Source organism: Bryobacter aggregatus MPL3 (assembly GCF_000702445.1).
Classification (GTDB): Bacteria; Acidobacteriota; Terriglobia; order Bryobacterales; family Bryobacteraceae; genus Bryobacter; species Bryobacter aggregatus.
In genome coordinates, this window is record NZ_JNIF01000004.1 from 1092270 (window position 1) to 1114269 (window position 22000).

At 58.1% G+C, this 22000-nt stretch carries 16 protein-coding genes; 6 read left to right on the forward strand and 10 right to left on the reverse strand.

What is annotated here, in order from left to right:
• Positions 1-4: 4 nt before the first annotated feature.
• The 3 genes from M017_RS0124480 to M017_RS0124490 are packed head-to-tail and all read right to left on the reverse strand — an operon-like array spanning position 5 to position 4132.
• Complete coding sequence (locus tag M017_RS0124480; protein ID WP_031500876.1) at positions 5-1642, reverse strand: ABC-F family ATP-binding cassette domain-containing protein; 1638 nt, start codon at positions 1640-1642, stop codon at positions 5-7.
• Positions 1643-1646: 4 nt separating this feature from the next.
• On the reverse strand, positions 1647-2906 hold the full coding sequence (locus M017_RS0124485) for a DUF362 domain-containing protein (RefSeq protein WP_031500877.1): 1260 nt from the start codon (positions 2904-2906) through the stop codon (positions 1647-1649).
• 23 nt (positions 2907-2929) lie between these two features.
• Complete coding sequence (locus M017_RS0124490) at positions 2930-4132, reverse strand: hypothetical protein (RefSeq protein WP_031500878.1); 1203 nt, start codon at positions 4130-4132, stop codon at positions 2930-2932.
• A 41-nt stretch (positions 4133-4173) separates the two neighbouring features.
• Between M017_RS0124490 and M017_RS0124495 the strand changes: the two genes are divergently transcribed.
• Together M017_RS0124495 and M017_RS0124500 are read left to right on the forward strand one after the other, a co-directional pair.
• Positions 4174-6681, forward strand: coding sequence for a circularly permuted type 2 ATP-grasp protein (locus tag M017_RS0124495; protein ID WP_162180040.1), 2508 nt, complete (start codon positions 4174-4176; stop codon positions 6679-6681).
• 4 nt (positions 6682-6685) lie between these two features.
• A complete protein-coding gene (locus M017_RS0124500) occupies positions 6686-7504 on the forward strand; it encodes a transglutaminase family protein (protein WP_031500880.1) in 819 nt (272 codons plus the stop codon).
• 3 nt (positions 7505-7507) lie between these two features.
• Here the strand turns inward: M017_RS0124500 and M017_RS0124505 are convergent, their stop codons facing one another.
• Positions 7508-9046: a BACON domain-containing protein gene (locus tag M017_RS0124505; protein WP_155121611.1), complete on the reverse strand. Its 1539-nt coding sequence runs from the start codon at positions 9044-9046 to the stop codon at positions 7508-7510.
• Positions 9047-9364: 318 nt separating this feature from the next.
• Between M017_RS0124505 and M017_RS0124510 the strand changes: the two genes are divergently transcribed.
• The 4 genes from M017_RS0124510 (at position 9365) to M017_RS0124525 (ending at position 16853) form a co-directional block, all read left to right on the forward strand.
• Positions 9365-12439, forward strand: a complete 3075-nt coding sequence (locus M017_RS0124510) for a DUF1592 domain-containing protein (protein ID WP_162180041.1) — start codon at positions 9365-9367, stop codon at positions 12437-12439.
• Positions 12390-13736 (forward strand): DUF1552 domain-containing protein, encoded by a 1347-nt coding sequence (locus tag M017_RS0124515; RefSeq protein ID WP_031500883.1) that lies wholly within the window; start codon positions 12390-12392, stop codon positions 13734-13736. Before M017_RS0124510 ends, M017_RS0124515 begins: the two co-directional genes overlap by 50 nt.
• Before the next feature lie 75 nt (positions 13737-13811).
• Entirely contained in the window at positions 13812-14972 is a 1161-nt protein-coding gene (locus tag M017_RS0124520; RefSeq protein WP_031500884.1) for a PQQ-dependent sugar dehydrogenase, read from the forward strand.
• A gap of 33 nt (positions 14973-15005) precedes the next feature.
• Complete coding sequence (locus M017_RS0124525) at positions 15006-16853, forward strand: Nramp family divalent metal transporter (protein WP_031500885.1); 1848 nt, start codon at positions 15006-15008, stop codon at positions 16851-16853.
• On the opposite strand, the gene M017_RS0124530 is transcribed toward M017_RS0124525, so the two are convergent.
• From M017_RS0124530 to M017_RS0124555, 6 genes are read right to left on the reverse strand one after another with little or no spacing between them, the layout of a single operon-like run.
• The gene (locus tag M017_RS0124530) at positions 16850-17431 is read right to left on the reverse strand and encodes a hypothetical protein (RefSeq protein WP_031500886.1); all 582 of its coding nucleotides are present in this window, start codon (positions 17429-17431) and stop codon (positions 16850-16852) included. The genes M017_RS0124525 and M017_RS0124530 overlap by 4 nt on opposite strands.
• Positions 17428-18783 (reverse strand): hypothetical protein, encoded by a 1356-nt coding sequence (locus M017_RS0124535; protein ID WP_155121613.1) that lies wholly within the window; start codon positions 18781-18783, stop codon positions 17428-17430. The genes M017_RS0124530 and M017_RS0124535 overlap by 4 nt, the downstream gene beginning before the upstream one ends.
• 19 nt (positions 18784-18802) lie before the next feature.
• Positions 18803-19306, reverse strand: coding sequence for a heme-binding domain-containing protein (locus tag M017_RS28310; protein WP_051670832.1), 504 nt, complete (start codon positions 19304-19306; stop codon positions 18803-18805).
• A gap of 19 nt (positions 19307-19325) precedes the next feature.
• Complete coding sequence (locus M017_RS0124545) at positions 19326-20069, reverse strand: sialate O-acetylesterase (protein ID WP_031500889.1); 744 nt, start codon at positions 20067-20069, stop codon at positions 19326-19328.
• Positions 20069-20827, reverse strand: a complete 759-nt coding sequence (locus M017_RS0124550) for a sugar phosphate isomerase/epimerase family protein (RefSeq protein ID WP_031500890.1) — start codon at positions 20825-20827, stop codon at positions 20069-20071. Before M017_RS0124550 ends, M017_RS0124545 begins: the two co-directional genes overlap by 1 nt.
• Positions 20824-21939: an aminotransferase class V-fold PLP-dependent enzyme gene (locus M017_RS0124555; RefSeq protein ID WP_031500891.1), complete on the reverse strand. Its 1116-nt coding sequence runs from the start codon at positions 21937-21939 to the stop codon at positions 20824-20826. Before M017_RS0124555 ends, M017_RS0124550 begins: the two co-directional genes overlap by 4 nt.
• Positions 21940-22000 lie beyond the last annotated feature (61 nt).

Consider the following 22000-nt stretch of genomic DNA (forward strand, 5'->3'; position numbering starts at 1 on the left):
TTGTCTAGTGGTAGATGCCTGGAGCTTCGTGACCCAGCGCTTCTACGTACTCGGTGTAGGAGCCAGGATAGACGCGGGGATTGCGTTCGAGGCCGGTTTCACCGCCCAATTCGAGCACCCGGGTGCCAAGACCTTGCAGGAAACTCCGGTCGTGGGAGACGAAGATCATCGTGCCTTCGAAATCCTTCAGCGACGAGACCAGCATCTCTTTGGTCGCGAGATCGAGATGGTTTGTGGGCTCGTCCAGCACGAGAAAATTCGGCGGATGAAAGAGCATGCGGGCCATGGCCAGCCGCGACTTCTCACCACCTGAGAGCGAGCGAATCTTCTTGTCAACATCTTCGCCCGAGAACTGGAAGGCACCTGCCAGAGAGCGCAAAGAGCCGACGCTGTCCTTGGGGAAATCGTTCTGGAGCTGTTCGGTGATTGTGGCGTCACCATCCATGGTGTCGAGCGACTGCTGCGCAAAGTAGCCCATATTCAAGCTGGCGCCGAGACGGACTTGTCCGCTATCCGGCTGCGTCGCCCCTGCAATCATCTTGAGCAGTGTGCTCTTGCCTGCCCCGTTGCGGCCCATCACGGCCCAGCGTTCGCCACGGCGGATGGTGAGGTTGAAACCGTTGTAGATGACGCGGGAGCCATAAGCCTTATGTAGGTCTGTCATCTCGGCGACGATGTCGCCCGAGCGCGGCGGAATGCGGAAGTCGAAACTGACGATCTGGCGTTTCTTCGGTAGCTCGATCTTCTCGATCTTGTCGAGCGCCTTGACGCGGCTCTGTACTTGAGCGGCCTTGGCGGCGTGAGTCTTGAAGCGTTCGATGAAGCGTTGCTCTTTGGCGAGCATGGCTTGCTGGCGGGCAAAGGCGGCCTGCTGGTTCGATTCGCGAATGGCGCGTTCGCGTTCGTAGAAGTCGTAGTCGCCGGAGTAGAGCGTGATTTCACCGGCATCGATTTCGGCGATCTTCGACACGATGCGGTTCATGAACTGCCGGTCGTGCGAGGTCATGAGCAAGGCGCCCTCGAAGGCCTTGAGAAAACCTTCCAGCCAGATGATGGACTCGATATCGAGATGGTTCGTCGGCTCGTCCATGAGGAGGACGTCGGGCTTGCCGAGAAGTACGCGGGCCAGAGCGACACGCATCTTCCAACCGCCCGAGAGAGCGCCGACGTCACCGTCGATCTGCTCTTCGCTAAAGCCGAGGCCCTGGAGAACTTCGCGCGCCTGCGACTCAACCGTATAGCCGCCGAGATGCTCGTATTCTTCCTGCACTTCGCCGAAGCGTTCAAGGATCTTATCGAGGTTATCGGCCTGCTCCGGGTCGCCCATTGCATTCTGGATTGCTTCGAGCTCATGGTGTAGATCGCCGACGCGGCCGCTGCCGGCAATCGCTTCATCGAGCACCGTACGGCCGCTCATTTCTTCGACGTCCTGGCGGAAGTAGCCCACCGTGACCTTCTTCGGAACGGAAACATCGCCGTCGTCGGCCGTTTCCTCACCGACGATCATGCGGAAGAGGGTGGTCTTGCCTGCCCCATTCGGGCCGATCAGACCGATTTTTTCACTGGGATTGAGTTGGAAGTTAGCGTCAACGAATATGAGCTGCTTGCCGTACTGCTTTTGGATATTAGAAAAGGAAATCATCAAATCAAACGCGAACTTTGTCGTAATCGAAGCGGTCGTTCACCAAGTGATACTTGGGTTCGCCGACTTTCTGGAGGTAATAAGTGTCGAGAGGAGTGCGGGTAAGCTGGCTCAGCTTCCGTGGCACAGGGTTGCCATTGACCCATTCGAAGATCTCGATCTCCCATGGGTTGAAGGTGGACATGAGTCCACGCTCCTTGGCGATGCGGAAAAGATTGACGTTGCCGGGCTCGTGGCCGCCGAGGTACATGCCAATCAGGTCCAGATTCAGACGGTCTTTCCCAAACATCACGAGGTTGGTCATGTAGTCTGTCCCGACGCCGAAGCCGTCGCCAGAGCGGCCATAGATGCCTTCGATGATGTTGAGACCGGGCGTGAGGGTCTGGTAGTTGTCACAGGTTTTGTGGGCCCAGATCTCCTGATGCACGGGGCTGAGGTCGGCGGGGCTATCGTAGCGGGCGTAGCCGAGTTTCTTGTGATTGTCGAAGTAGCGATTCACGCGGGCTTCGACGTCAGCGTGGATGTCGGGCTTCATGAAAGCCGGCACACCGGTGACCATGCTCCAGCCGGGGCAGAAGCGAACGAAGGGCTTCACCACAAGACCCTGCAGGTTCTTGGTGGAAAGCGTCATGCACATGCCGTGCGACTTCCACTTGGCAATATTCAGCAGCCAGGTATTCGGTTCATTGACCGGGGCGTAGTGAGGAATCCGGGAGTAGACGACGGGATCGTGCACCTTGGTCCAGGTCATCTCGTAGCCGTCGCGGAAATTGCGCTCGCGGCGATCGGGCTCATTCATGTCGATGCCGTGGCGTTCGTTGATGTCGATGAGTCCGCGGTAGTTCCAGGTGTGGAAGCCGTTTGCTTCGAGGAAGGACATCTTCTTGACGCCCAACTCCTTAAGGCCCATCACGATGCCTTCGTAGAACTGCGCGTCGGTGCCGGTGCCGAGGTTTTCGACATCGGGGCGCTGGTTGCGGACGCTGGTGAAATTCGGCTTGAGAATGACGCGGTGGGAGACCGGAATTCCCTTCAGGTCGACAGGCATCAGTACGTCGCGGGCAAAGCTGAGGCCTTCCGCGCGCTTTGCCTCTTCATCCGTCTTGGTGGCGACATTCGTCTTCTTGATGAAGACCGCCTTCGGGTGTGCCTCCACAAAAGGATGCACGGTGAATTGAGACTTCGGGATGCGTGCTCCCTGCAAAGCGATGGGGGCAAATGCACCTGCGCTCATGCTCAGGACTTGGCGGCGTGACAGTTCCATGGGAGGCTCCTTGCGAAATCGGGTTAATTTGAGAATCGCACAACCGCGAGGCGCTCAATGGGGGGCACAAAGACTTCGGAACTGGCACCACGGGGAGCCACCTTCAGTGGCTTGGGATCTTTGCCCGGAGCATGGAGCGTCGCCTTTGCATAACGGCCCTGGATGTGGGCCTGAATTTCTTCCTGCGTCGGCGATCCGTAGTTGACGATGTGGAGGATGGCTTCGTTGGGATGTTCTCCCATCGTGGCCAGAGGAATGGCGGAGTTTGCATTCCAGAGCCGCGTGGCGCGGCGCTTATGCGTCACGATGTCGATCACGTCCAGGGCAAACTCACTGGGATCGACAATGCGCTTGCGGTAAGCAACAATCGTACCGGCGCCATAAGAATAGAAGACCCGATCGATTTCTTCGCGAATCAGTTTCGCGCCGCCCGGGGGGACGCTATCGATGACAACGGCTGCGCCTGCTTCTGCATGGGCGTACACAGCAGGAGGCACCTGCCGGAGGCTCGCCGCAACCAGAGCGAGGATCTTTTTGTCCGGAGCCGGCACCCGCGCGATGCTCTTCAGTGACGGGCTGGCGCCCCGGCGATGGAGCAGATTGGCGATCTCCCTGGTGGGCGCGCCTTCTTCGACAATCGCTGTGATCTCGGGCAGCGCGGGCCGGCCCAGAAGAGACGCATTCGCCTGGAGCCACGCAGCCGTGCGGCCAAGTCCGGCCCAGGCGGCTTGTGCTTTTGCATCGCCATTGAGGAGTTTTTCTTTGAAGCGAGGCGGGAGATCGACGACGAAATTGCCACCGGCGATGCGGGTTTCGATCAGCCCCAGCGCAGCAGTGTCATACGGAATCTCGACATCCGGCCGAACACCGGCTTTCTCGTTTGCTTCGTAGGCCAGCACCGGCGTCTTCGCGGGATCGAGCGCACGGTGGTAGGCCACCAGGTAAGAGTTCGCATCCACCCAGGGTTCCCTGCTGGCGCTAACCACTTCAATGTCGCGGACCCGGTTCGCACTCTGCCGGACGCCGGGCCAAAGACCCGCGCCAATGAGTCCTGTCTCTTCACTGGAATGCAGGAGAGGCAGCTTTGCCGCAGCCGCCGCTTCCACAAAAGCAGCGCTCGCTTCTGCAACAAGAAGCGCCTCTACACCAGCGGTCTGGAAGAGAGGAAGCAGAGCCGGAGCCGGATTCGTCCAACGAACCACAAACTGCGTCGCGGAAATTGGCATACCCCAGTTTAGGTCGAGGCATGGTGAAATGGCAGAGACCCTTGCCAACAGAACAAGACACAAAATCTGAGGATGCCATCTGGCGCTATGTGCCAGATCCGGCCTATTGGGATGAGTTGCAGGCCTCGGATGGGGCGATCCGTCCCCATTGGCAGCACTTTACGCAAGCCTTGCGGGAGATGGGGCGTAAAGAGTTCGAACGTCGTTGGCTGACGGCACAACAGATGGTGCGCAATCACTCCATCACCTACAACGTGTATGGAGACGCACAGGGTACAGAACGATTGTGGCCGCTCGACCCGATTCCACTCATCATTCCCGATGCGGAATGGACGCAGTTGGAGCAGGCGATCGCCCAACGTGCCACCCTGCTCAATCAGATCCTGAATGATTGCTATGGCCCGCAACGCTTGCTGCACGAGCAGAAGTTGCCGCCCGAACTGGTCTTTGCCAATCCGAACTTCCTGCGCCCTTGCCACGGAATTCCTGTGCCGGGAGACATTCGCCTCCATTTTTATGCCGTGGACCTGGCGCGTTCCGCTGATGGCCTCTGGTGGGTGATTGCGGACCGGACACAGGTGCCCTCCGGCGCTGGTTATGCGCTGGAGAATCGTCTGGCTGCCGGGCGTACGCTGTCGAATCTCTTCAGCCAGCACTCGGTACGCCCACTCACGAACTTCTTTGCCGCACAGCGGCATGGCTTGTTTTCACTGGCCGGCGGCAATCGCCGCATGGTGCTGCTGACGCCCGGTCCGTATAACGAAACCTATTTCGAACATTCCTATCTGGCAAAGACCTTCTCGATCCCGCTGGTGGAAGGTCCGGACCTTACGGTGCGCGATCAGCGAGTTTATCTAAAAACACTGGAAGGTCTGGAGCAAGTGGACCTGATCTTCCGGAGGCAGGACGACGACTACTGCGACCCGCTTGAGTTGCGTGGCGACTCCTTGCTGGGCGTGCCGGGACTGCTCGGCGCGGTGCGCGCTGGCAATGTCGTGATCGCAAACGCGCTCGGCAGCGGACTGATTGAAACGCCGGCACACCGTGCCTTTCTGCCGGGACTTTGCCGTAAGCTGCTCGGAGAAGAGCTGCGGCTCCCGTCCGTCGCCACCTGGTGGTGCGGCCAACCCTATGAGCGGCGCTTTGTCCTCGAGCACCTGCACGAACTCATCATCAAGCCAACCTTCCCTGGCTTCGGACGAAATCCAATCTTCGGCGATCGGCTGAGCGCAGCAGAGCGGGCAGAACTGGCTCGCAAGATCGAGTTGCGTCCTGAGAACTACATCGCGCAAGAGCTCGTGTCACTCTCCACCGCACCGGTGTGGACCGAGGATGGCCTGAGCTCACGGCATATTATGATGCGCGCTTATGCGACCTGGGACGGAGAGCGCTATGCTGTGATGCCCGGAGGCATGACCCGCGTGTCAAACTCCACTACCTCTTTGATCGTATCGATGCAGCACGGGGGCGGGAGCAAGGACACCTGGGTGTTGGGGCGTCCGGAACCCTCGCAGTTTGCTCGCATTGCATTTGATCCGGAAGAGAGTGTACAGCCCCACATTAGCGGCGATCTGCCAAGCCGGGTGGCAGACAATCTGTTCTGGCTCGGCCGTTATACGGAGCGTGTCGAAGCGTTAATTCGTCTGCTCCGCAGCGTATTGCCTGCCCTGGCCGGCGAAGAGGAAATTTCGCACGATATCTCACTCGATGCCACCGTGCGATTGTTGGTTGGGTATCAGTATTTGCCCAAGTCCGTACTCACCGCGCCCATCGGCGAACAATTGCATCAGCTCGAAGCGATGCTGACAGGGATGATCTATGACCTGGCCGGGATGTCGAGCCTGGGATGGAATCTCAAGCAAATTCGCCGCTCGGCCTGGCCGCTCAAGGAACGGCTTTCGAGCGATACCTGGCGCGTGCTGCAACAACTGGAATCGGAAGCAAGCCGGCCCTCCAATCCCTTTGTGCAGAAGCGGCCCGCTTCATTACAAATCCACCTCGATCAAGCGATTACCTCGCTGTCGGCCTTTGCCGGCCTACTCTCGGACTCAACCACCCGTGGTCATGGCTGGCGGTTTCTTGAGATCGGACGGCGGCTGGAGCGTGCGCTGCAAATGATCGAATTGCTCCGGCATGGCATGACTCTTGGCAGTTCCTCGCGATCGAGCCTCGATCTGGTGCTGCAGACTGCCGACAGCTCCATCACCTATCGCTCACGTTACCTGACCGCCCTTCGCCCCAACTATGTTCTCGACCTCCTGCTGATTGACGAAACCAACCCACATGCGATCGGCTTCCAATTGGCCAGTCTGGTGGAGCTGACCCAACGGCTTCCGCGCCAGGAAGCAGGCGACCGGCTCAGTGCGGAACGCCGCCTGGCTCTGAAGGCTCAGACCGCAGTGCGGCTGGCAAACACACAGGACTTTCTACAGATGCCCGTGCTCGCACAGTTTCTCGATACGCTGCGGCGGGATCTCTTTGATCTCTCCGAAGCACTGACCGGCCGCTACCTGACGCATATCATGCCTTCACGGCTCACTCCGGTATAACGCCATGCTTTATCGCGCCATCCATACCACCAGCTACAGTTACGAAGGTCCGGTTTCGCATTGCCTGAGCGAAGCGAGACTGACGCCACGCATCCTCCCGAACCAGCAGTTGCGCGACTGGAATCTGACGGTGAGTCCGGCGCCCCGCGCGATCCTGTCCCGCAAGGACTATTTTGGCAACGACGTCAGCTCCTTTGCGGTCCTCGAGCCGCACAACAAGTTCATCGTGAGCGCAGAGAGCCTGGTGGAGGTGTTACCGCGGGAATCGACGCTTGGATTCTCGCCGCGTTGGGACGACATGCTGCAAGCGAATGCCTTTATCTGGCCCTCTCCGTATGTGCCCTGGCTCGAGGATCTGGCCGAGTATGCAAAGCCCGCTCTGCAACAAGGACATTCGCTGGCGTCTTCTGCCGAGGCCTTGATGCGCCAGATCTATCGTGACTTTGCCTATGAACCGAAGGCGACCGCAATCGAGACGCCGCTGGCAGAGGTGCTCGAAAAGCGGCAAGGCGTCTGTCAGGATTACGCGCACGTCATGATTGGCGCGCTGCGAGCTCATCGCATCGCCGCCCGGTATGTGAGCGGCTATCTGCGTGGCGATGCCGAGTTCCAGGGAGCCCAGGCGTCGCATGCCTGGGTGTCAGTTTTTGTCCCCGAACAAGGTTGGATCGACTTCGACCCCACCAACAATGTTCTGCCAGGGACAGGCCATCTGACCATTGCCTGGGGACGCGACTACGGGGACGTCACCCCCGTCAAAGGCATCACAATTGGCGGCGGCGAGCACACGCTCGAGGTGGATGTCCGCGTGACGCCCGCCTGAGGCTTAGCGTCCGACGATGATCGTCGCCGCATTGCTATTGCTACTGCCAACCTTCACCTGCAGCGGATGTTCCCCTGCCGGAAGCTCCGGAATCTGCACATTGATCTGGAAGACCCCGATCAGCCCCGGAGTGAGTCCGGCAAAGTAAAGCTTTGCGGGAACGCCTCCGATGCTCACCGAGACAGGGGCCTGGGGAATCGAGAGAGGCGCCAGCGGAGCAGACATACCAGTTGGAACAGGATTGTCCAACACCCCCTGGCCGGTCAAATAACCCGTGATATAGGTGCCGACCTTCGCCGGATTCGTCGCGCCATTCAGGCTGTAATCTTCGTTCTGGACAAGGGCGCGGGTGCTATTGGGATTGAGGAAGATTCCTGGCGCGCTGGCCTGGATCGGGATCACCGTCGCCTTCCCTGCAACTCCATTCGTGGTGACCACCACGGTCGCATTCCCTACCTCAATTTCATAGGGCATCTGCGCGTTGATCTGTCCTTCACTGACGTAGAACAACGGCGCGGCCACTCCGTTCACCTCAACCTTCACTCCACCCGCTGTGGTGGGAAGCGGGATTCCCGAAGGCGCAACCGTTTCCGTCGCCAGGCGAATTCCATAGATCGAAAACAACGAACCCGGGGCTATCTGTGTGGATGGGGCGCTCGCCGAATTCACAATGCCGCCCACCGAGGTGACCGGCTGGTTTGATGTGATCGCCATCGTGACCGGAACCACCACCGGCGAATTGGATACGCCGAAAGAGGTGATCACGATCGAGGACGAATAGTTCCCAGCCGCCAGTCCAGCGGGATTGGCGCGAATTTCGATCGTCGCCGGGGCGGTGGCCGCGCCCGGTGTGACACTCAGCCAGGAGGCGCCCGACAAGGGGGCAACGGTAAAGCCAATCGCTGGAACATTGCTTCCGACAATGAGCGTTTGGGCAAAAGGCAGCGAGGACGAACTCTCAAAGCTGAACACAACCGGATTCGTCGAAACAATCAGCGTCTGGACCGGACTGACAGTGAGGGTCACTGTCACCGTCATCGAACCATTGATCGTGCCCGGCGCCGTGACCAGAATCGTGCCGACATAGCTGCCCGCTGCGAGTCCGGTTGGGTTGACGGCAACCTGGATGGTCGCTGGTGTGACGCCGCTGCTTGGAGCAACAGAAAGCCAGTTTCCATTGCTGCTGACGACGGCCGTGAAGTCGAGTGGGGAGGAGTTGGTGCCCACCACAAGCTGCTGCGGCAGGGGCAAAGCCGTACCAAGACGATGAGAGAAATTCAGCGAAGTCGGTGCAACGCTGAGGGTGTGGCCCACCAGTACGGTGAGATTCACTCGAAGGAGTTGCGGGTTATTCAATGCGCCTTGCGCAAAGATCGTAATGAATCCCTCGTAGGTGCCTGGTTCGAGCCTCCCAGGATCGACACTCGCCGATAAAATTCCAGGAGTGGTTCCAGTATTGGTGCCCAATCGAAGCCAATCCCCGGAACTTGTCGCCGTCGCGCTATAGCTCAGCGGAGTGCCATCACTCTGAATCTGCACCACCTGGGCGGGAGGGAGACTTCCCCCTCGCTGATAAAAGAAGCTTAATGGCGCGGATTGCACCAGAAGGGAAGCAGCGTTGGCATGAGCGAAAGGAAAGAGAAAAATTAGAGAAAATAAACCCGGCAGCAGTCTGGACACTGTCCTACATGATAGACCCCTATATTCTTGCAGTGCAAAGTGATAGAGTTGGCACCATCAATACTTAGGATGCTTAATCTAAAAAACATCTCTAGGGTTCTCCGGTATAGCTCTCTGTTGCTTCCACTTGCACTCCCAGCTGCAAATGAATCCGCCGCCAGTCCCGTTGCACCCCCACTTTTGAAGCAATACTGCACCCAATGCCATGGCAAGGCTTCGATGGGTGGGATCAGCATCGAGAAGATGACCACCATTGGAGACCACTTTCAGCAATGGCAGAAAGTGGCGACGGCACTCGAGCAAAAGCAGATGCCGCCGGCCAAGATGCCTCAGCCGAGCGAAGCGGACCGAAAGCAGACCGTGGCCTGGATCCGGGCCCGGCTGGACGAGTATGCCACCAAGCACGCCGGTGACCCCGGCCGGGTGACCGTGCGGCGTCTGACCAGTGCGGAATACGGGTATACGGTCAAAGACCTGACGGGCATGGACGTCAAGGTGGATGGCGATTTCGTCAGCGACTCCGTGGGCGGAGAAGGCTTTACAAATTTCGGTGATGTCCAGTTCATGCAGGATGCTTATCTGGAGCGCTATCTGCATAGTGCAAAGACTCTCTCAGAACACGCGGTGATCGGGTCCGGACCGCTCGACTTCTTTGTTGATCCCGGCAAGAGCGGCTTCGAGATCTCGGCAATCACGCGAATTCAGGAAATTTACGAAAAGAATGGATTTCGCGCCGTCTCCGGCGAGGGCGGAAAGCCTTACGGTCTCGAACGGGTTTCCAAAGCTGTTTATGCCGCTTGGCGTTACCAGCATCGTCGCGAACTGGGGCAACCACGCGCCACGATTGCGGAGATTGCGAAAAGCGAAGGAAGTAGCCCACGATTTGTGGAGCACCTGCTGCAGGTCTTGAATCAACCGAATCCGATTTATCCGACTTCGGTCGTGGTGGCGGAATGGAAGAAGATGCCTGCCGCTCGCGCGGGAGAAAAGGCAGCCCGCGCTGGAAGCGTGCAGGTGCAGCAATCGATCGTGAATTGGGTGCGTTGGATCTTTGCCGCCGGAGAAGCGGCAGAAGGTGGGCAAGGCGATGAACGCGCGCTGTCTCTTGATGACGAGACACTTGCCGTCAAGGCCAAGCATCACTTCAAGTTCGCCTCACGGCTCCGCGCCGGAAAACCGATTCGCGTATTTCTCTCCACCGCTTCGGCAAACCCGTCAGCCAAAGAGAAGCCGACCGTGATCTGGCGAAATGGCGTGGTGCGTTATCGCAATGAGAAAACTCCGTTTGGAGCCAGCATTCCGGTGCCTGAGGTGACCGAGCGGACGGTGACTGAAGATGGCGTCATTGCGCTCGATTTCAAGGTGCCGGAAGACGCCACAACGATGGACTTCCAGGTGGATGTCGAACTGCTGCCTTCAGCAAGTGGGGATACGATCGCACGTGCTGTGTTGTCCGATCGCGAAGAGGCCTCGAAAGGCCGTCCCGTTTCTGTTCTGCTCGGCGACGCCAAGAGCCAGGCCTACCAGACCTGGAAATCGAATGTCCTCGCCTTTGGCGCCATACTGCCGCAGAACTCACAAGGAGAAGCGACACCGGCGGATAAGGATCCCATTCCAGCTCCCTGGAACAATACCTACAATCAACCGGAACGCGATCTCTATCATCAGAAGCTCAAGTACTACCGCACAGACAAGTTCCTCTACGAGAAGATTCTCGACGATGCTTCCCGGGTCCGTTTGGACCAGGCCTGGCATGACCTCTATGTGGCGTATGAGTACCACGACCAGTTCCTGATCTTCCTGGACACCAAGTACAAACTGGGTCTCAAGGGCAAGCCGATGGCAAAGCTGACGCCGGCTGAAATCGATGCCATGCCGGAAGAAGCCCGCAAGTATGTCGCTCCGCTGAAGAAGGAATATGATGCGGCCTATCGTGCGCAATTGCTGGCGGAACCGGGGCATCTGGAACAGGTACTCCAGTTTGCAGCCAAAGCGTGGCGGCATCCACTGAGCCCCGCCGAGAGCGCAGGCCTGCGCTCCTTCTACAAACGGCAACGGGAAGTATTGAAGGCCGATCATGTGAAGGCAACCCGTGCCGTGCTAGCTCGCATTCTGGTGGCGCCCGCGTTCCTCTATCGTGTGGAAGAGCCGGTACAGTCCGCATCTGCGCAGCCCCTCAACAACTGGGAACTCGCCAGCCGCTTGAGCTACTTCCTCTGGGCTTCCCTGCCCGACGACGAATTGCGCCGCGCCGCAGCTGCGGGAGAACTGTCCCAGACTGCTGGAATCGAGAAGCAGACTCGCAGGATGTTGGCCGATCCGAAGGCTCGCCGCCTGTCAATCGAGCTCTTTGGACAATGGCTCGGCTTTTATCGCTTTGATCAATATCGTGGCGTCGATACCGGCCGCTTCCCGGAGTTCACCGAGGAAATCAAGGCTTCGATGTACGACGAGTCTGTCTCCTTTTTTGAACACATCATTCGGAAGAACCGGCCGGTACGCGAAGTGATCGATGCAAACTATACCTTCCTGAACCAGGCACTGGCAAAGCATTATGGCGTGAAAGCGGAGATCGCCTCCCCCGGACCGGTTGTCCAGGTGGATGGCGCCAACGGCTTCCAGCGCGGTGGAGTTCTGCGATTGGGCACTGTCTTGACGGTGACCTCCGCACCGCTGCGCACCAGCCCGGTCAAGCGTGGCGATTGGCTGCTGCGCCGCATCCTCGGCACACCAACTCCCCCGCCCCCGGCCGATGCAGGTTCAATCCCGGCAGACGACAAGGCCTTTGGCGGCATGTCCGTCAAGGAGAGATTAACCGCACACAAGCGCAATGCCACTTGCGCCGGTTGCCATTCGAGAATCGATCCGTTGGGCTTCCCGCTCGAAAAGTACGATCCGGTAGGCCGGACACGCGAGCTCTACGCGGACGGAAAACCGATCGAAGATACAACAGAGATGGCAGACAAGACGGAAGTTGCTGGAGTCGATGGTCTGGTGAAGTATCTCGATACGCAGCGGGACCAGGTGATGCGCACGATGTCGCAAAAGATCATCGGCTATGCACTGGGCCGCACAGTGTTGGCCTCCGACGAATTGTTGGTGCGGAAAATGGTGCAGGCGGGCGGTGACGCCAGCTTTGCCCAGTTGGCAATTGACGTAGTTACCAGTAAGCAATTCCGCTATAAGCGGGAGATGGAAGGAAGCAATGAACCGAATCAAACGAGATCTGTCGCATCAGCCAAAGTCACGCCGTAATTTTCTCCGGGGAGCTGGAGTCGCTCTTGCCCTTCCCTGGATGGAATCGCTGCCGGTGTTTGCGGCGGGCCCGAAAGATCGTCCGCCGGTCCGCTTTGCTTGCATCTATTTTTCCAATGGCGTAGAACCGATCCATTGGTTTGCCAAGGGCGAAGGCTCGTCGATGGAGTTGGGCCCCGCCTTGCAAGCGATGATGCCCCATCGCGAAGACATGAACTTCGTACGGGGGCTGTACAACCAGCAGGCATTTGTCTCGACCAGCCCACATCTGGGCCGCATGCCGAATACGCTTTCGGGCGCCAAGGTCAGTCTGGACCCGGCTGATATTCGGGTTGGAACCACTTTCGATCAGGTGCTGTCGCAGCAGATCGGAAGCCAGACCGCGGTGCCGAGCCTGGTGTTGGGCATCGAACCGAATGAGCTGCGTCTCGAAGACGGCTTGTCGATGATCTATGGCTCGTGCTTATCCTGGGCAACGAGTACGAAACCGGCCACGAAGGAAATCTATCCGGCCCGCACCTTTGATCTCCTGGTGGGGGATGGCAGCGGACGGCAGTTGGACCGTAGCATTCTCGATGAGGTACTGCAGGAAGCACATGGTCTCGAACCGAAGATCAGCCGCAATGACAAACAGAAGTTAGGCGAGTATCTGGAATCGATTCGGGACATCGAGAAACGCATTGAGCGAGCCTCGAAGGAAGAACGGCTGGAAGGCTGGCGTCCCACGCTGACCAAACCGAATATGCCCCGTCCGGCAGACGGCCTGCCGCAGGATGTTCCGGCGCACATGAAGTTGATGATGGACCTGACCGTGTTGGCATTCCAGATGGACAAGACGCGTGTCGCCACCTGCATGTTGAACAACGATCTGTCGCAGATGAACTTCAAGTTCCTCGAAGGGGTCAAGGGCGCCCTGCATCTGGATCTCACTCACAACGGCAAGGCTCCCGCCGCCGAGGCGATGTATCTGAAGACGAATCAGTTCCACATCGCTCAGTTTGCTTATCTGGTGGACCGGATGAAGAAGATCGACGAAGGCGGCCAATCGCTGCTCGACAGCTCGATGCTGATGCTCTGCTCCAACCTCTTTGACGGTGACACTCATAGCGCCGATCAGATGCCGATTCTCCTTGCGGGCAAGGGCGGCGGCTCACTGAAGACTGGCCGCGTACTCGACTATCTCGACAAGGAAAACGACCAGCGCCGTGCTTGCAGCCTCTACCTCTCGCTGATGGACCGGATGGGCGTCAAGCTCGACAAATTTGGCGATAGCGACAAGCGCCTGACCAACCTCTAACCCACCTCACCGCGGCGCTGGAAGCTTCCGGCGCCGCGGTGGCATGATACACTTTCGCTTCCCCTCATTCTTCATATGCGTAAACTCTCGCTCTCTTTTTCCTTAGCCCTGGCCCTTTCTGCCGCTGACCAGAAGGTCCAATTGCCGGCTCCCTTCGCTACTCCGTCGGCAACGAATCCTCCCAAGTTGATCCCCCAGCCGGAAGGCCGCAAACTCAACGCTCCGGCCGGTTTTACCGTGGAAGAGTATGCCAGCGGCTTCTCCAAACCGCGCATTTTGCTGGAGGTCGCTCCTGGCACGGTGCTGGTTTCAGAAAGCACAGCCAAGGGAAGTGTGATCGCACTGACCAACAACGGCAAAGATCACAAGGCGATCCTGACCGATCTCGATCGGCCCTTTACGCTCGCCGTCTTCAAGGGGTATCTGTATGTCTCTGAAGCCGAATCGATCAAGCGCTATCCCTTCGATGCAAAGAAGCTCAGCGTCGGTCCGGGCCAAGAGATCATTTCGCTGAAGGGCTATGGCAAGGGCCATTGGACGCGTTCGATTGCCTTCGATGAAAAGGCAAACAAGATTCTGGTTGGCGTGGGTTCCGGATCGAATGTCGACACCGGCGATCCGAAAGATCGCGCCGCCATCAACTCGTACAATCTGGACGGCAGCGGCCACGAAATCTTTGCAAGCGGCTTGCGCAATCCTGTCTCACTCCGCAAGAATCCTGTTACCGGCAAGTTCTGGGTGTCCGTACAGGAACGCGATGGACTGGGCGACGATCTGGTTCCGGACTTTCTCACCGAAGTGAAGCCCGGCGCTTTCTACGGCTGGCCCTACGCATATATCGGCCAGAATGAAGAGCCGCGCCATAAGGGCGAAGCACCTGAAATGGTGAAGAAGTCAGTGGAGCCGGATCTGGTGATCGGCGCTCACGTCTCCGCGATGGACTTCCTTTTCTATACCGGCAAGCAGTTCCCGGCAAAGTACAAGAACGGGATCTTCCTGGCAGAGCGCGGCTCGGGCAATCGCGCCACCCGCGTCGGCTACAAGATCGTATTCTTCCCCTTTCAGAATGGCAAGCCCGCAGGCCCGGCAGAAGACTTTGTCAGCGGCTGGATGCTCGACGCGAAAGAGCGCGAGGTCTGGGGACGGCCCGTGGGCTTGGCCCAATTGAGCGACGGAAGCCTTTTGGTGTCCGAAGATGGCAACAACAAAATCTGGCGAATCCGTTTCGGAAAATAGTTGTAAACTATAGTTAACTCGTAAGAGCTACCTATGATTCAAGGCGACCCCGCCTCCCGCTCTCTCGCGGAAGTTCATTCCAGTGTTCATGTGCGCCAGATTGGATTCTGGCGCCGCATGCTGGCCTTTTCCGGACCGGCCTACCTCGTCAGCGTTGGCTACATGGACCCGGGCAACTGGGCCACCGACCTCGAAGGTGGCGCACGCTTCGGCTACCACCTCCTCTGGGTTTTGGTGATGTCCAACCTGATGGCGGTGTTACTGCAGACCCTTTGCGCCCGCCTGGGAATCGTCCGCGGCCGCGACCTGGCGCAAGCTTGTCGCGAGAGCTATCCGCCCGTCATCAACTACGCGCTTTGGATTCTCTGCGAATTAGCGATTGCGGCTTGCGATCTGGCGGAAGTCATCGGCGCGGCGATCGCACTGAATCTCCTCTTCCATCTCCCCCTCCTCTACGGCGTCCTGATCACCAGCTTCGATACTCTGCTGATCCTATGGCTGACTCGCTATGGCATCCGGATCATTGAGAGCGTCGTCCTCGTCCTCATCGCGACGATTGGCGGATGCTTTGCCATCGAGATCTTCCTTGCGAAGCCAGATATCGGCGAGATGGCCAGTGGCCTGATTCCCCGTCTGAATCGAGACAGCCTCTATGTCGCCATCGGCATTCTGGGGGCGACCGTGATGCCGCATAACCTGTACCTGCATTCGGCTCTGGTGCAGACACGGCGGATTGGCAAGAGCGTCGAGGAAAAGCGTGAAGCCTGCCGCTTCAATCTGATCGATAGCACCCTCGCACTGAACCTAGCGCTGCTGGTCAATGCGGGCATCCTCATCCTTTCGGCAAGCACCTTCTTCAAGCATGGCCAGGAAGTGAAAGAGATTCAGCAGGCCTATCAATTGCTGACGCCCTTGCTCGGCACAGGGATGGCGAGTGTGCTCTTTGCAGTGGCTCTGCTTTGCGCTGGGCAGTCCTCCACCATCACTGGCACCATGGCCGGCCAGATCGTCATGGAAGGCTTCGTTAACATTCGCATGCAGGCCTGGTTGCGTCGCCTGGTGACGCGCCTGATTGCAATCATCCCCGCCATCATCACGATCGTAATTGCCGGAGAAGAATCCACCTATCAACTGTTGATCTTCAGTCAGGTGGTGCTGAGTCTGCAGTTGCCCTTCGCAATCATTCCGCTCATTCATTTCACCTCCGACCAGAAGCGGATGGGCGAGTTTGCCAATGCCCGTTGGGTACAGTTGCTGGCCTGGGTGACGGCAGCAATTATTGTCGCGCTGAATCTGCAACTGGCCTGGGAAACGCTGGAGGCCTTCGGGGCCTGGGTGTGGCTGCTGGTGCTGCCGATTCTGGGCTTGCTCCTCTATGTGACCGCTTCGCCTTGGATTCCGAAGCTGGCACAGACACGAGTGACCGGCATCTTGCCGGAGCCCGAGATTCTTGCCTTTGAGGCGCCCAAGTACGAATTGATCCTGGTGCCGCTCGACCACTCCGATCGCGACCGGTTTGCGCTCGGCCACGCAAGCGCGCTTGCCCGCCAGCATGGAGCCCGGCTGCTGCTGCTCCATATTGAAGAGGGTGTGACCAGTCAGGTGTATGGGGACTTGAGCGAGACGGCTGAGGTGGAAGAGGGGAGTCATTACCTCACGCGCATCGTTGGAAAACTGAAGGAGCAAGGCATTGAGGCCGAAGCCTCTGTCGTGCACCGGAAAAGCCCGCGCCAGGCCATCATCGAAGCGGCCCGCGCCGCTTCGCCATCCCTGATTATCATGGCGGCCCATGGCCATGCGGGCATCAAAGATCTCATCTTTGGCTCTACGATCAATGCGGTGCGTCATGAGGTGGCGGCGCCGGTCTTGATCGTTCGTTAAACTCCACCCCGGTAGCCACGGCTGAGCCGGGAACGGATCTCGTCAGGGGTATACGGCTGAGGAAGCTTCTGGGCTGGTTTCTCTTTCGGCGCATGTACGACGCTTATTCCATGGTCCGCCTGGATGCTGCTGAGGAGCTTGGCGATACGCATGGCTTCCTGCTGCTCCCGGCCCATCGCCATTGTGATCACCAGTGCGAGAGAAGCCATGTCGTCGCCACTCAGGACCTCCATCGCGTTCAAAATCTGACTGCCGATCGTGGGCGTAGGCGGTGCAGCCGCGTGAGCCGCAATCCGCAGGACTGCGTTGTGCTCGAGAGACTGACGGAACTCAGGACCGTTCGGAGGAGCGGCAGAAGGATGATAGGAACCTTTTGCCGTGAGGTTGATAAAGTCAGCCAGATAGATTCGTTGGATGTCCTCCCGTCGAGGTGGCATGATGACACCATCAATGTCCGGAAAGCGGCGAAGAAGCAGATCCCACACGACATCGCTCTTGGTTAAATCCTCACGGCCATGCGCATGCTCGCGAAACAAATCAAGAACCAGGCGAATGAGCACTTCAGAAGAGATCTTCACTCTTTTGCACCTTCGCTGAGAATGGCCAAGGCCCGTTCTACCAGACGCTCTGCCCAGCCCGGAGCCAGACGCGTGCTGACCACCTCATAGGCGCCTTGCGCGTATGCCGCTCGGTTCGGCATGTAGCCGAGAGAGGCATTGGATTGGGTGGCGACAATCGTCCAGCGCAACGGCGACTGGGTCTTCAATTGCAAACCCAGCTCGACAAAAACTTCTCCTGGAAGTCCCACCCAGGCAAGGTCTTTGCCCATGCGGAGAACCTGCACTTCGGCTTGTAGCGGCACACCTTTGCGCTCAGCCACTTCCAGAATACGAGCGGCCTTCACCAGATCGAGAAAGGGCGCAGCGGAAGTTTGGCCAAAGGTTGCGGCGGTGGCTCGCGCCTGAGTCTGTTCTGCAGCAGTTGATTCCCGCAGCGCGAGCGGCACGATTTCGCTGCGAGCGCTGATCCGGTGGTCCTCGACCGGCTCCAGCCTGTCCATGCTCTTGAGTGCCGCGGCGGCCAGAATGGTGCCAATCCGCGCTGCCTCGCCCGCCCCACTCTGCTTGACCTTGGACTGGACATTGATGTGATTCACGTTGCCGGCGCAACCCATGGTGAAGAGGGTCATGAAGTTCTTGCCTTTGACAGCGCGCAGAGCTTCGCTGAGCGGATTCGCCAGATCTGCCGAAAACTCCGTGCCGCCGATGGTATCGAGATGGATCGCATAGTTCAGATAGGCGGCAATGGGAGTGCCATCAACGCCTTCTATGTAAAGCAGCGGAATTTGTGGATCAACCGCACCAGCCGGACGAACAATTTCTGGATTTCCTTTTCCAGGGTTCCAGCCAACGCTTCCATTCTTGAGCCAGTAGCGGCGGTTGAAGGCAATGCTGGCCTCGTTCCCGATGCTGGCGGAGAGGCGTGCCGGCTGGAGGTGAGCCACAGCATCTGAGATCGCGCCTGCAATGATTCCAGGCAGCCGGGCGGCGTAGTCTTCGGCCATGCGCTTCGGCTCGCCGCTGAGATTGTAACGATTGAAACCACCGAGCACGATCGGCGAGGTGTGCGTGTGCGTCGCGCTGATCATGACATGGGTGGCCGGAATCCCAGCCTGCCGGCGTGCCGCACTAGCAATCGATTCCGGAAGATTGGTGAGGTCGCAGGTGACGAGGGCAATCCGGACCCCATCGCTTTCGAGGACAAGAGCCTTTACATGCAGAGGATCATGCGTTCCGGTCGCAGCCCGATTGTAGTAATAGCCCGCGAGGGGGGCCCCTGCAGGAGGTGTGATGTCTCGTTCAGCGGCGCCGGCACGCAGCTCTCCCCAGGCCTTCAAAGTGAGGATGCACAACAACCCAATGGTTCGCATCCTACAAACTATATTGTGATTACTGCTGAGATTGTGCCTTACGAGCGGCGCGGACTTCTGCCATGATGCGCTTGGACTCGCCGATCGCCCAGCTCTTGATCTCAGCACGATCGCTGGCGCTGAGATTCGCGGGCCAATGCAAAATCCGGTAGGGTTGCGGAGGCATGCGGTTCTGCATCGTGGACGTCGTCATGCTGGCAAGAAAACCGACTTTTTGAGCGGGAGAGTACTTCTCCCAATTCGACATATTCAGGAACTTGCGTCCCTTCTCGACATCTTTCTCCACCATCCAGGAGATGGGAGGAAGCCCGGCATACCAAGGGAAAGTCGTCTTGTTGGAATGGCAATCCCGACAAGCCCGATCGACGATGTTCTCAATATTTTTGGGAGCGTTGGTACCAGCGAGAAGGGCCGAATTGTCGATGTGAGCATCACGCTGCGCCATCCGATGGGCCGAGAAGGTGCTGGCTGCGGCCCAAACCGAGAGGCAAGCGATGCCGCCGAGTATCCACTTTCCAAACATGGGATTAAGCTTATATCATTCAACGGCCAGACGGAAGCGCCAACCACGCTAAGGCGTAACGTCGGCCGAATTCGCGTAGGCTTGGCGAGTCGAAGTGAATCTCATCGCCTTTGTGCTTGAGTCCCTGGCTGGAGACAAAGCCGGTATGAGGAATGCTGAGCGGAAGGGTCGCCAGTTGTAGATTAATTTTTTCAGAAAGATTCATTTTCAAAAATTCACCCAATTGACCGACCAGCACCGGGCAGTCGGGAGTCCCCAGGTCGGCACGGAGTTGTTGGATGAAGGCGGTGAAGCGAACTGCATAAGTAGCAGAGCGAGCTTCGGTTGAATCGGCTTCGCCTTGATGCCAGAGGATTCCGCGCAGCCGTGCGTTCTTGCCTTCCAGTGCCACTTTCACCCGGGCAACCGCGTTGCGATAGTGTTCGCTGCCGGGAGTCCACTCTTCGAGCGCGGAACCGCCGAAAGCGGCAGGTACGAGCCCGACTGACCTGACGGCTTTGTATTGAATCAGCGTCGCCGCAAAGCTGCGTCCCAGCCCAACCCCAATCAGGCTCGGCTTGTCGAAATGAATCGGGTCGATCGCTGGAACCCAGGTCTTCTCCTTGGTCAGTGTGAAGACATGAGGAATTCGCCTCTTGTCCTGCGCCTCGACAACGCCATGCCCGGCCATGTTCGACTGTCCAATGAGGAGAAAGATGTCCGTTGGCTGCTCGGCGAAAGCATCAGCAAAAGCAACAGTAACCAAGAGCAAGAGTTTGTACATTATGGTCTCTGCATTTCGCTCCAGAGCGCAGAGTACCAGCGAAGGAAGCGTTCTGGCTCCTTACTCTCCGCAGCTTCGGCAAGTGTGTAACGTTCGTATTTGGATTCGCGCAGCAAGCGGAAGAGTTGGCGGAAGGGGTAGGGTCCGGCAAGTTCGTTGATGTGGACGTTCTTGATCCAGGGACGAAGAAGTCGGAAGGAGGCTTCGATGTTTCCATTGGAGACGTCGGTAGGATTGGAGTTCCAACAGAGACCCACCATCTCATGGTGCGTCGCTTTCATGATGGCTGCAGCGATGGGAGGATTCTGTGTAACGGGGCCATGGACCTCCAGCCAGATCTCCACTCCCCTGCCCTTTCCGTAATCCCCAACTTCCCGGAGGCAGTCCGCAATACGACCGATCGTCGTATTTTCAGGCACCCCCTCAGGCATTCCGTTGGGCCGCACCTTCACACCCCAGGCTCCGGTGTCATGAGCCAAGTCCACAAAGCGCTTGGCATTCTCCACATTCTCGCGGCGCGTGGCTTCGTTCGGAGATTGGAACTCAGCGGTAGAGCCGAAACTGAGCAGCCGGATTTTTGAGGCACTGAACTTGGCCGCAACGGCTTTGCGGGCCTCCGGCGTCAGTGTAGGTTCCACCCCATGTTTATGACCGGTTCGGAGTTCCACCGCCTCGAAGCGAGCCATTTCGAGGTTCTTGATGATCGTGTCCACGTCCCAATCCTTGAGGACGTTGTAGGTAACGGCACCGAGCTTCATATGGAGTTCAAGCTATCACGGACGGCATCGAGAACGGTTTCCATTTCTTCGATTTCGAGATAGAAGTGAGGAGAGAAGCGGACCCAGCCCTGGCGAGGCGCCGAGAGGATTTTGCGCGTCTTGAGAGCCGCATGCAGACGGGTGGAATCAATGCCGTCCTTACGGAAGCTGAGGATTCCCGATCCGTTCGATTGGCTTCGTTCTGTGAGCAGCTCACACCCGAGCTTGAGAAGACCGTCGGCAAGATGCTGAGCGAGCGCGTCAACGCGCCGGCTGACTTCGAGAATGCCCCGGTCATTTAAGAGCTTCATCGAGGCGTGGAGTCCGAATGATCCGGCGACGTTCAGAGTCCCAGGTTCGTAGCGGCCGGCATCGGCGCGAAGGGTCATGTCGCGGCTCGAGTAGTCGGCCCAGTTCCTTACAGTAGTCCATCCGAATTCTACTGGAAAGACTTGATCCTGAACCTCTTGTTCGATATAGAGAACACCCCAGCCTTCGGGTCCCAGCAACCATTTGTGGCCATCAGCAGCCAAGGCGTGGATCCCGCATGCTTTTACATCGAGAGGGTAGGCCCCCAGCCCTTGGATTGCATCGACGAAATAAAAGACATTGTGGCGGTTACAGATCTCGCCAATTGCTTTCAAATCTACCCGGAAACCACTGAGATAATTCACCCAACTGACTGCCAGAAGCCGGGCTCCGCGGCAAGCCTCCTCAATTTTCTCAAGGGGGTCATAGATACTGAGCCAACGCAGCTTGCAGCCTTTTCGTTCCTCTAATAGCCTCCAGCAGTATTGGTTAGCAGGGAATTCTTCAAGAAACACTACAACCACATCACCCACTTTCCAGTCGATTCCCATCTGGATCGTGGCGATGCCTTCGCTGGTGTTCTTGACGAGAGCAACTTCGCCGGTCTTACAGCCAATCATCCGGCTGAGTTCGGTACGCACACCATCAATGGCAGCCATCCACTCGGGATAGTGGAAGCTTCCCCAGTTCATGGCATCGTCCGCATAGTGGCGCATGGCTTCGGCAGCGACGCGAGGCAAGGGCGCGACGGCGGCATGGTTCAGATAAAACAGGTTGGACTTGACCGGAAATTCGAAACTCATCTTTTCCACAATACGTTATAAGCTAATAGACAGATAGAAGTCTGTCGGTTGGAGGCACTCC

Coding starts and splice junctions, on each gene's coding strand:
- M017_RS0124480 (WP_031500876.1), bottom strand. CDS start 1,642: ATGATTTCCTTTTCTAATATCCAAAAGCAGTACGGCAAGCAGCTCATA.
- M017_RS0124485 (WP_031500877.1), bottom strand. CDS start 2,906: ATGGAACTGTCACGCCGCCAAGTCCTGAGCATGAGCGCAGGTGCATTT.
- M017_RS0124490 (WP_031500878.1), bottom strand. CDS start 4,132: ATGCCAATTTCCGCGACGCAGTTTGTGGTTCGTTGGACGAATCCGGCT.
- M017_RS0124500 (WP_031500880.1), top strand. CDS start 6,686: ATGCTTTATCGCGCCATCCATACCACCAGCTACAGTTACGAAGGTCCG.
- M017_RS0124515 (WP_031500883.1), top strand. CDS start 12,390: ATGAACCGAATCAAACGAGATCTGTCGCATCAGCCAAAGTCACGCCGT.
- M017_RS0124520 (WP_031500884.1), top strand. CDS start 13,812: ATGCGTAAACTCTCGCTCTCTTTTTCCTTAGCCCTGGCCCTTTCTGCC.
- M017_RS0124525 (WP_031500885.1), top strand. CDS start 15,006: ATGATTCAAGGCGACCCCGCCTCCCGCTCTCTCGCGGAAGTTCATTCC.
- M017_RS0124535 (WP_155121613.1), bottom strand. CDS start 18,783: ATGCGAACCATTGGGTTGTTGTGCATCCTCACTTTGAAGGCCTGGGGA.
- M017_RS28310 (WP_051670832.1), bottom strand. CDS start 19,306: ATGTTTGGAAAGTGGATACTCGGCGGCATCGCTTGCCTCTCGGTTTGG.
- M017_RS0124545 (WP_031500889.1), bottom strand. CDS start 20,069: ATGTACAAACTCTTGCTCTTGGTTACTGTTGCTTTTGCTGATGCTTTC.
- M017_RS0124550 (WP_031500890.1), bottom strand. CDS start 20,827: ATGAAGCTCGGTGCCGTTACCTACAACGTCCTCAAGGATTGGGACGTG.
- M017_RS0124555 (WP_031500891.1), bottom strand. CDS start 21,939: ATGAGTTTCGAATTTCCGGTCAAGTCCAACCTGTTTTATCTGAACCAT.